This is a genomic window from Cetobacterium sp. (assembly GCF_977044495.1).
Genome location: NZ_CDRRQU010000060.1, coordinates 1 through 11,706, shown reverse-complemented (window position 1 = coordinate 11,706; position 11,706 = coordinate 1). Strand labels below are relative to the sequence as shown.

Here is an 11,706-nt window from a genome sequence, read left to right as displayed (position 1 = left end):
GATAGCTATGGAGGTACACCCAGTAACATTTCGAACCTGGAAGTTAAGCCCATAAACGCTGAAAGTACTTGGGGGGCAGCCCCCTGGGAGGATAGGAAGTTGCCAATCTTTTTTTATTTTTTGTAAATTTATGTTATAATTTAACAGATATATAAAATTATAAAGAGGTGGTATATGAAAAATATATTAGTTACTGGTGGTGCAGGATATATTGGAAGTCATGCGGTAGTAGAGCTATTAGATTCAGGATACAATGTTATCGTTTTAGATAATTTAGAAAATGGATATATAGAGTTAGTTGATAGAAGAGCAAAATTTTATCGAGGTGATATAAGGGACATCTCCTCTTTTGAGAATATCTTTAAAGAAAATGAAATAGATGCAGTAATGAATTTTGCAGGTTATATAAAGGTTGGTGAAAGTGTTTTAAATCCAAATAAATACTATTTGAATAATACTTATGGGGTAATGAATATAGTTGAAGTTATGAAAAAGTATAACGTAAAAAATATAATTTTTTCATCAACAGCTGCGGTTTATGGTGAAGTCAAGTGTGATGGAATGGTATATGAAGATTATCCAACAAATCCAATAAATCCATATGGTGCGAGTAAATTAATGGCAGAAAGAGTTATAGTAGATGCTGCAAAAGCCTATGGTATAAATTACTCTATATTTAGATATTTTAATGTGGGAGGAGCTCACGAAAAATATCATATAGGACAAAAAGGTGAGGGTGTAACAGCTTTAATTCCAATAATATTGCAAGTGGCAAAAGGAGAAAGAGAAAAGCTAAGTATCTATGGAGACGATTATTTAACAAAAGATGGAACTGGAATTAGAGATTACATCCATGTAGTTGATTTAGTAAGAGCTCATATCGCTGCATTACCGATATTAGATAGAAATATCAGTGGAGTCTATAATTTAGGTAATGGAAATGGATTTTCGGTTTTAGAGATGTTAAATGCGGCTAAAAAAGTTACAAATATAGATATAAAATCAGAAGTTATTGAAAGAAGAGCGGGAGATCCAGCGTCGGTGGTAGCATCTAGTGAAAAAGCAAAAGAAGTATTAGGATGGAAACCTGAATATGTAGATGTTGAAAAAATAATTGAAACAGCGTGGATTTGGTATAAAAGTCTTTAGAAAATTGAGGTGAATCATGGAATTTTTTAAAAAATTTTTTGTAAAAAAGAAAAAACAAGAGGATATAAAAAGTGAAGAGAGTAACACTAAAAAATTAGAATGTAGTAAAGAAAATTGTGGATGTAAAAGTTGCGAACATGAGGATGAGAAAAATGGAGATTACTTAAAAAATATTTGTATTCAAATAGAGACGATTCCATGTGAACCTAACCCCTATTTTGAAGTGAATGATGAGAGTGCAAAATTTTTTGAAGAGTTTGAGATAAGAATGACTACAATATACAGGATGTATAGTATAAATGGTATTTTTTTAAAAGAGTATCAAAAAGTCTCTAGAGAATCTTTGACGTCTACAAGAGACAATGAAAAAGAGTTTTCAAAATATAGTAAATGTTACTTTATAAATAATAATGCTTTTAAAGAGATACATCATATGAGTAGTTTGTTAAATATTTTTATGGTATTTGAAGTTTTATTAAAAAATATAACTAAAGATATCGCTTATGATAAGCATTTAGATTTAGAAGAGATTCAAAATAAAAATATGTCCTATTTGAATAGTTATATTTTATTTTTAGAGGAAACAATGAAAAATAGATTTTCTTTAAATGAAAATGAGAGAAATTTTATTGGAATTGTTAGAAAAATTAGAAACGACTATCTTCATGATTATATGACAGAGATACCGGAGTCAATAGAGAAAGAGATAGTTAAAATATTTAATTTAAGAACTGGAAAAAGAATAACTGTAGACGAATATTTTATAGAAAATACGTGTAAAATTTTTGGTGAGATTGCAAAAAGATTAGAAAGTTCATATTGGGAGTATAAAAATAAATTTCTTGAAAAATAAGGGGAGATTAGATTATGTTGGTTGTAGTTAGGGGAGCTGGAGATTTAGCAACAGGAGTTATCCATCGCTTATATAAAAGTGGCTTTAAAATATTGGCTTTAGAAATTGAAAAACCTAGTGCTATTCGAAGAACAGTATCGTTTTCAGAGTGTATATACAATTTCAATGGAAAACAGATAGTTGAAGATGTAATAGCTAAAAAAATAGAAACAATTGATGAAATTAATGAGTGTTGGCTAAACAAAGAGATACCAATAGCAATTGATCCTTTGGGAGAGTGGATAAAAAAATTAAAACCCGATATCGTAATAGATGCTATTATAGCTAAAAAAAATTTGGGAACAACAATAAAAATGGCACCAATAACAGTTGGGTTAGGTCCAGGATTTATAGCAGGAGAAGATGTAGGAACTGTGATAGAGACAATGAGAGGGCATAATTTAGGACGAGTTATAAAAATTGGCGAAGCTGAAAAAAATACTGGGAATCCTGGAGATATAGCTGGATTTACAACTGAAAGAGTTATTTATGCTGAAGTGTCTGGAAAGTTTAAATCTTTAAAAAAAATTGGTGATATTGTAAAAAAAGATGAACCAATAGGAACTATTGATAATAATGTGGTCAGTGCTAGTATAGACGGTTTATTAAGAGGAATAATTAGAGATGATTACGATATAAAAAAAGGCTTAAAGATTGCTGATATAGATCCAAGATTAAACCAATACGACAATTGTTTTACAATATCTGATAAAGCTAGAGCCTTAGGTGGTTCTGTTCTTGAAGCTATTTTGTGTGAAATTGTAAAGAGAGGGGAGAAAAATGGACTTAAATATTTTGGAGAAAATTTTTCAGGTTGTTAAATCAGGAGAAAGAGTAGCATTAGTTACATTGACTAAATCAAATGGCTCAACTCCTAGAAAAGAAGGAACTTTAATGGGAGTTTGGAAAGAGGATTTTGTGGGAACTATAGGTGGAGGCCTAGTGGAGCATAAGGTTATCAATGATGCTAGAACGTGTTTAGAAGAGAATAAAAATAAAAATTTTAACTATGATCTATCAAAAGAAGCTGAGTTAGGGATGAGTTGTGGTGGAAGTGTGGAAGGATATATAAAAATAATAAATCCAAAAAATCGGGTTGTTATAATAGGAGCTGGTCACATAGGACAAAAACTATATGAGATACTTGAAAGTTCCGATTTTGAAAGAGTTATTTTTGATGACAGAGAAGAGAGTAAAAATATTTTTCCAAAGGTAGAGATAGGAAATTATCAAGATCTTATAGAGGGATTGAGTGAAAATGAGAACTCCTACTTTGTAATTGTCACAAAGGGACATATAACGGATGAAAAAGCTTTGAGAAGTGTTTTAAAAAAACGAAGCAGATACATTGGAATGATTGGAAGTAGAAAAAAAATCATAGAGATAAGAAAAAGTTTGGTAGAAAGTGGAGAAATAATTCCAGAAGAAAAAATATATTCACCAATTGGACTAAAACTATCAGATGGAAGTCCATATGAAATAGCCATTGAAATAGTGGCAGAGATATTGAAAGTAAAAAATAATGGTGAATTAATTCATAGGAGGCTTGTAAAAAATGCTGACACACTTTGATAAAGATGGAAAAGCAATAATGGTAGATGTAACAGAGAAAAAAGAAACTAAGAGAGTAGCGGTAACGAGTGGAAAAATTACAATGAATTTAGAAACTTATAATAGGGTTAAAGAGGGAACTATTGAAAAAGGAGACGTTCTAGGAGTAGCTAGAGTAGCAGGAATTATGGCAGCTAAAAAAACTAGTGATTTAATTCCAATGTGTCATCCACTATTTTTAACTGGAGTAGAAGTTGAATTTAATTTTTTAGATGGAGAATTGGCTATTGAAGCTAGAGTAACTGTTAAAACTTTTGGTAAAACAGGAGTTGAAATGGAAGCTTTAACAGCAGTATCTACAACGCTTTTAACAATTTACGATATGTGTAAGGCTATGGATAAGAGCATGATAATTAGCGATATAAAATTATGTAAAAAAACAGGGGGAAAATCAGGGGAGTTTATAAATGAATAACTTTTTAAATATAACTGCATATTTGAGTATACTGTTGATATTGGGAATAGTTATAAAAAGTAAAGTTAAAATATTTCAAGAACTGTTTATTCCAGCTTCTATAATAGGAGGGATTATTGGTTTGATTTTAGGTCCTGCTTGCCTAGGGAGATACTATGATATAATACCTAAGAGTTGGATAGATGATATAAGATCTATACCTGGAGTTTTAATAATACCAATTTTGATATCTGTCCCATTAGGAATGGAGCTTGGAAAGGAGAATAAAGTTGTTCAAAATACAGTGAATACAGGTGGAATATTATTTTTAGTGACGTTTGTTCAGTTATTTATAGGGTATTTTATTAATTTTATTTTTGATAGAGTATTTAATATTAAACTATATAAAAGTTTTGGTGCTGAACTAAACTCGGCTTTTGCAGGTGGTCATGGAACTGCTGGAGTGGTGGCGAACACATTAAAAGAAGTGGGGAGTGGTTACTGGGAATTGGCTCAAGGAGTGACGGTAACTTTAGCAACAGTTGGGTTAGTTGCAGGGATTGTTTTCGGTATATTTCAAATTAAAAAAAATTTCGGAAATGCTTTAACAAGTGAGGTGCTATCAGAGTATAAAAGCGGTTATATAAAAAATAGAGAAAAGCAAGCAATATTGGGAAAAGAGACCATGCTAACGACAACAGTAGATACCTTGGCTTATCATTTAGCAATTATTTTTGCTGCTTCAGGATTCTCTATAATGATATTAGATATATTTAAAAAATTCCAGATTCCATTATTATCTAAGTTAACTATTTGGTCATTTGGTATGATAGTGATGTTTTTTATTTGGAAAGCAATGAATAAGATGGAGTTAAATTGGAGTATTGATTCTAGGGTGAAGGGGAAAATAACAGGTACTTTAACGGAGTTTGCGATAGTTGCGGCTGTGGCAACAATTCCTTTAAGAGGTGTTATGAGTTATATAATTCCGATTGTAGTTACTGCTCTGGTAGGATTTTCAATAAGTTGGATAGTAATATATAAATTAGCTAAAAAATATTTTAAAGATTATCAATTGGAAAGAACTTTAGCTATGTTTGGAACATCAACTGGTGTTTTTATAACAGGTATATTACTTTTAAGAATATGTGACCCAAAATTGGAAACACCCGTTTTGCAGGATTATTCATTGGGATTTTCAATAGTAGCATTACTGGGACCGATTTTAATAGCAATGTGTATTAAATTAAGTTTTATATACAGTTATTTCTATCCTATGGGACTTTTAGTAGTTTTAACTTGTCTCACAGTTTTGAGTTTAGAATACTATAATAAGAGAGTGGAAAGATAAATTCCACTCTTTTTTAAACTTATGGTATAATTGGAGATATGAATGTATAAAAAAGGAGAATGATGATGGCTTTACTGAGTGTGAATAATTTATATAAAGGCTTTTCAGGAGAGTCTTTGCTAAAAGATATTACATTTTCGATAGATGAAAAGGATAGAATTGGAATAATAGGTGTGAACGGAGCTGGGAAATCAACGTTGATAAAAATGTTGATGGATTTAGAAGAGGGAGACCCTAATCCAGAAACAAATGAAAGAGGGACGATTTCTAAGAAGGGAGGCTTAAAAATAGGATATCTTTCTCAAAATATAAACTTAAATAGAGAGAATACAATTTTTGATGAATTGATGGGGGTATTTTCTAATTTAAAAGCTGACTATGAAAGAATAAAAATATTAAATATACTAATTACTACCGATTTGGAAAACTTTGATAAACACATGGAAGAGTTAGCTATTTTAAGTAGTAGATATGAGCAAGAAGAAGGGTATGCGATTGAATATAAAGTAAAGCAAATACTTATAGGCTTAAGTATTCCAGAGGAAATATGGCGAGTACAAATAAAAGACCTTTCTGGAGGACAACAGTCAAGAGTAGCTCTAGGAAAAATTTTATTGGAAGAACCGGAATTACTTATATTGGATGAACCGACTAACCATTTAGATTTAGTGGCAATAGAATGGTTAGAGAAATTTTTGAAAGAGTATTCTAAAGCGTTTATTGTTATATCTCACGACAGATATTTTTTAGACAATATTGTCAATAGAGTGTTCGAAATAGAGGGAAAGAGATTAAAAGTCTATAAGGGAAATTTTTCTGAATATGTTATTCAAAAAGAGGCATATTTATCGGGAGCAGTAAAATCTTTTGAAAAAGAGCAAGATAGAATCAGAAAGATGGAGGAGTTTGTAAGGCGTTACAAAGCTGGACAGAAATCAAAACAGGCTAGAGGAAGACAAAAACTTTTAGATAGGATGGAAAAAAGTGACAACCCAGTCATAGGTGTAAGAAAAATTAAACTTAAGTTTGAAGTTGAGACTCCTAGTGTCGATAAAGTTATGGAGTTAAAGAATTTGAGTATGAGCTATGGAAAAAAGAAACTTTTTAGTAACTTAAACCTAACAGTTTATAAGGGAAATAGAATTGGAATAATTGGAAAAAATGGAGTCGGAAAATCAACAATTTTAAAAATAGTTAATGGCTTAGAAAAAGCTAAAAATGGGGTAGTCGAGATAGGCGAAAGAGTGAAAATAGGTTACTACGATCAAAATCATCAAGGGTTAGAGATGGAAAATACAATACTTGAGGAGTTACTGTATACTTTTCCAATGAGTGATGAAGAGGCTAGAACTATAGCAGGAGGTTTTCTTTTCTCAGCAGATGATGTAAATAAAAAAATAAAGTCTTTATCTGGAGGAGAAAAAGCTAGAGTGGCTTTTATGAAATTAATCTTATCCAGACCTAATTTTTTAATACTGGATGAGCCTACAAATCACTTAGATATTTATTCTAGAGAGATATTGGAGGAAGCCTTAGAAGATTATGATGGGACAATTATAGTTGTATCCCACGATAGATATTTTTTAGAAAGTGTTGTTGATAATATATATGAGGTAACTCAAGAGGGAGCGACTCTTTTTAAAGGTGATTATGAGATGTATATCTCACAAAAGGAAAATATAAAACAAAAAGATGAAGCAGCGAGTTTAAGTTATGAAGAGCAAAAAAGGAATAGAAATAGAATAACAAATTTAGAAAAAAAATATAAAAATCTAGAAAGTGAGATTGAAAAATTAGAAAGTGAAAAAAATAATTTAGAAAAGAGATATGAAATTGCTGGAAAAAATAACAATTTAGATGAGCTGATGGAGATTCAAAAAGAGATTGACTTGAGAGATGAAAGAATTTTGGAAGCTATGGAAAGTTGGGATGAAACAGCACTAGAGTTAGAGGAATTAAAAAAACAGTTGTAAAAAAATAAAATTGTGGTAAAATTATCTTTGACTTTTTGCAATAAAGCGATTATAATACTTAAGTTAAATATTATTTAAAAATAATAAATAAAAAAATTCAGAGGAAGGAGGGTAAAATGCCTACTTTAAGTCAATTAGTAAAAAAAGGAAGACAAACTCTAGAAGAGAGTAAAAAATCACCAGCATTACAAGGAAACCCACAAAGAAGAGGAGTGTGTGTAAGAGTTTATACTACTACACCTAAGAAACCAAACTCAGCTTTAAGAAAGGTTGCCAGAGTAAAATTAACTAACGGAATCGAAGTAACTTCATACATCCCAGGAGAGGGACACAACTTACAGGAGCACTCAATCGTTCTAGTAAGAGGAGGAAGAACAAAAGATTTACCAGGAGTTAGATATAAAGTTATCAGAGGAGCTTTAGATACAGCTGGAGTTGCTAAGAGAAAACAATCAAGATCTAAATATGGAGCTAAGAAAGCATAATAATTATTAAGGAGGTGGACAGTAAATGTCAAGAAGAAGAGCAGCAGTAAAAAGAGATGTATTACCTGATTCAAGATATTCTGATAAAGTTGTAACTAAAGTTATCAACTCTTTCATGTTAGATGGAAAAAAATCAATCATTGAAGGAATATTCTATTCTGCAATGGATTTAATAAAAGAAAAAACTGGTCAAGAGGGGTATGATGTATTTAAGCAAGCCTTAGAAAACATTAAGCCACAAATTGAAGTAAGATCAAGAAGAATCGGAGGAGCTACTTATCAAGTTCCAGTAGAAGTAAGACCTGAGAGACAACAAACTCTTGCTATCAGATGGTTAACTACTTATACAAGACAAAGAAAAGAGTATGGAATGATTGAAAAGTTAGCGGCTGAGTTAATAGCAGCAGCAAATAACGAGGGAGCTACTATTAAGAAGAAAGAGGATACTTATAAAATGGCTGAAGCTAACAGAGCTTTTGCACACTACAAGTTCTAATTTCGTTTGTAATTTAAAATTTAGGAGGATAACAAAATGGCTAGAAGCGTTTCTTTAGAAATGACTAGAAACATTGGTATCATGGCTCACATCGACGCAGGAAAGACTACTACAACAGAGAGAATATTATTCTATACTGGAGTAGCTCATAAAATTGGAGAGGTTCACGAAGGTGCCGCTACAATGGACTGGATGGAGCAAGAGCAAGAAAGAGGTATCACAATTACTTCTGCTGCTACAACATGTTTCTGGAAAAATCACAGGATAAATATAATAGACACACCAGGACACGTGGACTTTACAGTTGAGGTTGAGAGATCTCTAAGAGTACTTGACGGTGCAGTTGCTGTATTCTCAGCAGTTGACGGAGTACAACCACAGTCTGAAACAGTTTGGAGACAAGCAGATAAATATGGTGTACCTAGAATAGCTTTCTTTAATAAAATGGACAGAGTTGGAGCTAACTTCGAAATGTGCGTTAACGACATTAGAGAGAAGTTAGGATCTAACCCAGTACCTATTCAGTTACCAATCGGTGCTGAAGATGACTTTGAAGGAGTTATCGACTTATTAGCAATGAAAGAGATTGTATGGCCAAAAGATTCTGACAATGGACAGAATTTTGAAGTTAGAGATATCAGAGCTGAGTTAGTAGATGCTGCTGAAGAAGCTAGAAACTTTATGATTGAATCAGTAGTGGAAACTTCAGATGCATTAATGGAGAAATTCTTTGGTGGAGAAGAGATATCTGAAGCTGAAATCAACGTGGCTTTAAGAGCTGCAACATTAGCTAACACAATAGTACCAGTTACTTGTGGAACAGCGTTTAAAAATAAAGGAGTTCAAGCGTTACTTGATGCTATTATAGCATATATGCCAGCTCCAACAGATAAAGGTTTAATAAAAGGAACAGATGTTAAAAACGAAGAGTTAGAAATAACTAGAGAGATTTCAGATAACTCTCCATTTGCTGCTTTAGCATTTAAGGTTATGACTGACCCATTTGTTGGAAGATTAACATTCTTCAGAGTTTATTCTGGAGTTCTTACAAAAGGTTCTTACGTATTAAACTCAACAAAAGGTAAAAAAGAGAGAATGGGAAGAATTCTTCAGATGCATGCAAACAAAAGAGAGGAAATCGAAGTTGTTTACTGTGGAGATATCGCAGCAGCAGTTGGATTAAAAGACACAACTACTGGAGATACTCTATGTGCTGAGGATGCACCAATCGTTCTAGAGAAAATGGAGTTCCCTGAGCCAGTAATTTCAGTTGCAGTTGAACCAAAGACAAAAGCTGACCAAGAGAAAATGGGACTAGCTTTATCAAAGCTTGCTGAAGAGGACCCTACATTCAGAGTTAAAACTGATGAGGAAACTGGACAAGTAATCATCTCTGGAATGGGAGAATTACACCTAGAAATCATTGTTGATAGAATGAAAAGAGAATTCAAAGTTGAGTCAACAGTTGGTAAACCACAGGTTGCTTACAGAGAAACTATAACTATGAAACAAGATCAAGAAGTTAAGTATGCTAAGCAGTCTGGAGGAAAAGGACAATTCGGACACGTTAAGATTACTCTTGAGCCTAATCCAGGTAAAGAGTTTGAATTCGTAAACAAAATAACAGGAGGAGCAATTCCTAGAGAATATATCCCTGCTGTTGAAAAAGGATGTAGAGAAGCTCTTGAAGGTGGAGTTGTAGCTGGATACCCTATGGTTGATTTAAAAGTTACACTTTATGATGGATCATATCACGAGGTTGACTCGTCAGAAATGGCGTTCAAAATAGCTGGTTCTATGGCACTTAAGCAAGCTGCTCAAAAGGCAAAACCAATTATCCTTGAGCCAATATTCAAAGTGGAAGTAACAACTCCAGAAGAGTATATGGGAGATATCATAGGAGATATCAACTCAAGAAGAGGAATGATTGGAGGAATGACTGATAGAAATGGAGCGAAGATTATCAACGCTAAAGTACCTCTATCAGAAATGTTCGGATATGCAACTGATTTAAGATCTAAATCTCAAGGAAGAGCGACTTACTCTATGGAATTTGAAGAGTATGCACAAGTTCCTGCATCAGTTCAAAAAGCTATCCAAGAGGAAAGAGGAAGATAGTATTTTATCTCTTTAACTTCAATTTGAATAAAGTTTAATAATGTTGTGGCTCTATAGAGTCACAACAAGAATTATAAAAAACAAAGAAAAACAGGAGGAAATTTCAAATGGCTAAAGAAAAATTTGAAAGAAGCAAACCGCACGTTAACATTGGAACAATTGGACACGTTGACCACGGAAAAACAACAACAACAGCAGCAATATCAAAAGTATTATCAGATATGGGACTAGCTAAAAAAGTAGATTTCGCTAATATCGACGCTGCACCAGAAGAGAGAGAAAGAGGAATCACAATCAATACAGCTCACATTGAGTACGAAACAGTAGAAAGACACTACGCGCACGTTGACTGTCCAGGTCACGCGGACTACGTAAAGAACATGATCACAGGAGCAGCACAAATGGACGGAGCTATCTTAGTTGTATCAGCAGCAGATGGACCTATGCCACAAACAAGAGAGCACATCCTATTATCAAGACAGGTTGGAGTTCCATATATCGTAGTATACTTAAACAAAGCTGACATGGTAGACGACGAGGAGTTACTAGAGTTAGTAGAGATGGAAGTAAGAGAGTTATTAACAGAGTACGGATTCCCAGGAGACGATTTACCAGTAATAATGGGATCATCACTAGGAGCAATGAACGGAGAAGAGAAATGGGTAAACCAAATTAAAGCTCTAATGGATGCAGTAGATTCTTACATTCCAACACCAACAAGAGCAGTAGACCAACCATTCCTAATGCCAATAGAGGATGTATTTACAATCACAGGAAGAGGAACAGTTGTAACAGGAAGAGTAGAAAGAGGAATTGTAAAAGTTGGAGAAGAAGTAGAGATAGTAGGAATAAAAGATACAGCTAAATCGACTTGTACAGGAGTAGAGATGTTTAGAAAACTGTTAGATCAAGGTCAAGCAGGAGATAACATAGGAGCATTATTAAGAGGAATTAAGAAAGAGGATGTTGAGAGAGGACAAGTATTATGTAAGCCAGGATCAATATTACCGCATACAGGATTCAAATCAGAGGTATATGTATTAACGAAGGAAGAGGGAGGAAGACATACACCATTCTTCTCAGGATACAGACCACAGTTCTACTTTAGAACAACAGATATAACAGGAGCAATCAACTTACCTGAGGGAGTAGAGATGGTAATGCCAGGAGACAACATTGAGATGACAGTGGAGTTAATTCACCCAATCGCAATGGAGCCGGGATTAAGATTTGCGAT

General features: G+C 33.1%; 11 protein-coding genes and 1 rRNA gene. All 12 read left to right on the top strand.

Annotated elements, in window-relative coordinates:
- Positions 1-108, top strand: a 5S ribosomal RNA gene (gene rrf / locus ACWI69_RS10910); the annotation flags it as partial.
- Positions 109-174: 66 nt separating this feature from the next.
- Positions 175-1,149, top strand: coding sequence for a UDP-glucose 4-epimerase GalE (gene galE, locus ACWI69_RS10905; RefSeq protein ID WP_448821866.1), 975 nt, complete (start codon positions 175-177; stop codon positions 1,147-1,149).
- 16 nt (positions 1,150-1,165) lie between these two features.
- Positions 1,166-2,002 (top strand): hypothetical protein, encoded by an 837-nt coding sequence (locus tag ACWI69_RS10900; protein ID WP_448821865.1) that lies wholly within the window; start codon positions 1,166-1,168, stop codon positions 2,000-2,002.
- A 14-nt stretch (positions 2,003-2,016) separates the two neighbouring features.
- Positions 2,017-2,862: a selenium-dependent molybdenum cofactor biosynthesis protein YqeB gene (gene yqeB, locus ACWI69_RS10895; RefSeq protein ID WP_448821864.1), complete on the top strand. Its 846-nt coding sequence runs from the start codon at positions 2,017-2,019 to the stop codon at positions 2,860-2,862.
- Positions 2,822-3,613, top strand: a complete 792-nt coding sequence (locus tag ACWI69_RS10890; protein ID WP_448821863.1) for an XdhC family protein — start codon at positions 2,822-2,824, stop codon at positions 3,611-3,613. The genes yqeB and ACWI69_RS10890 overlap by 41 nt, the downstream gene beginning before the upstream one ends.
- Positions 3,597-4,067: a cyclic pyranopterin monophosphate synthase MoaC gene (gene moaC / locus ACWI69_RS10885; RefSeq protein ID WP_448821862.1), complete on the top strand. Its 471-nt coding sequence runs from the start codon at positions 3,597-3,599 to the stop codon at positions 4,065-4,067. Before ACWI69_RS10890 ends, moaC begins: the two co-directional genes overlap by 17 nt.
- Positions 4,060-5,397 (top strand): sodium/glutamate symporter, encoded by a 1,338-nt coding sequence (locus ACWI69_RS10880; protein WP_448821861.1) that lies wholly within the window; start codon positions 4,060-4,062, stop codon positions 5,395-5,397. Before moaC ends, ACWI69_RS10880 begins: the two co-directional genes overlap by 8 nt.
- A 65-nt stretch (positions 5,398-5,462) precedes the next feature.
- Entirely contained in the window at positions 5,463-7,370 is a 1,908-nt protein-coding gene (locus tag ACWI69_RS10875; protein ID WP_448821860.1) for an ABC-F family ATP-binding cassette domain-containing protein, read from the top strand.
- Between the two features lie 116 nt (positions 7,371-7,486).
- Complete coding sequence (gene rpsL / locus ACWI69_RS10870; protein ID WP_023051095.1) at positions 7,487-7,855, top strand: 30S ribosomal protein S12; 369 nt, start codon at positions 7,487-7,489, stop codon at positions 7,853-7,855.
- Positions 7,856-7,880: 25 nt separating this feature from the next.
- Entirely contained in the window at positions 7,881-8,351 is a 471-nt protein-coding gene (gene rpsG / locus ACWI69_RS10865; protein ID WP_418964419.1) for a 30S ribosomal protein S7, read from the top strand.
- A 36-nt stretch (positions 8,352-8,387) separates the two neighbouring features.
- A complete protein-coding gene (fusA, locus tag ACWI69_RS10860; RefSeq protein WP_448821859.1) occupies positions 8,388-10,469 on the top strand; it encodes an elongation factor G in 2,082 nt (693 codons plus the stop codon).
- Positions 10,470-10,576: 107 nt separating this feature from the next.
- Positions 10,577-11,706: elongation factor Tu (gene tuf, locus ACWI69_RS10855; protein ID WP_448821858.1), on the top strand; the 1,130-nt coding region annotated here is incomplete at its 3' end.

What these genes read in the sequence shown, in the direction of transcription:
- yqeB (WP_448821864.1), top strand. Translation starts at nt 2,017, where the DNA reads ATGTTGGTTGTAGTTAGGGGAGCTGGAGATTTAGCAACAGGAGTTATC.
- galE (WP_448821866.1), top strand. Translation starts at nt 175, where the DNA reads ATGAAAAATATATTAGTTACTGGTGGTGCAGGATATATTGGAAGTCAT.
- ACWI69_RS10890 (WP_448821863.1), top strand. Translation starts at nt 2,822, where the DNA reads ATGGACTTAAATATTTTGGAGAAAATTTTTCAGGTTGTTAAATCAGGA.
- fusA (WP_448821859.1), top strand. Translation starts at nt 8,388, where the DNA reads ATGGCTAGAAGCGTTTCTTTAGAAATGACTAGAAACATTGGTATCATG.
- rpsG (WP_418964419.1), top strand. Translation starts at nt 7,881, where the DNA reads ATGTCAAGAAGAAGAGCAGCAGTAAAAAGAGATGTATTACCTGATTCA.
- rpsL (WP_023051095.1), top strand. Translation starts at nt 7,487, where the DNA reads ATGCCTACTTTAAGTCAATTAGTAAAAAAAGGAAGACAAACTCTAGAA.
- ACWI69_RS10900 (WP_448821865.1), top strand. Translation starts at nt 1,166, where the DNA reads ATGGAATTTTTTAAAAAATTTTTTGTAAAAAAGAAAAAACAAGAGGAT.
- ACWI69_RS10880 (WP_448821861.1), top strand. Translation starts at nt 4,060, where the DNA reads ATGAATAACTTTTTAAATATAACTGCATATTTGAGTATACTGTTGATA.
- ACWI69_RS10875 (WP_448821860.1), top strand. Translation starts at nt 5,463, where the DNA reads ATGGCTTTACTGAGTGTGAATAATTTATATAAAGGCTTTTCAGGAGAG.
- moaC (WP_448821862.1), top strand. Translation starts at nt 3,597, where the DNA reads ATGCTGACACACTTTGATAAAGATGGAAAAGCAATAATGGTAGATGTA.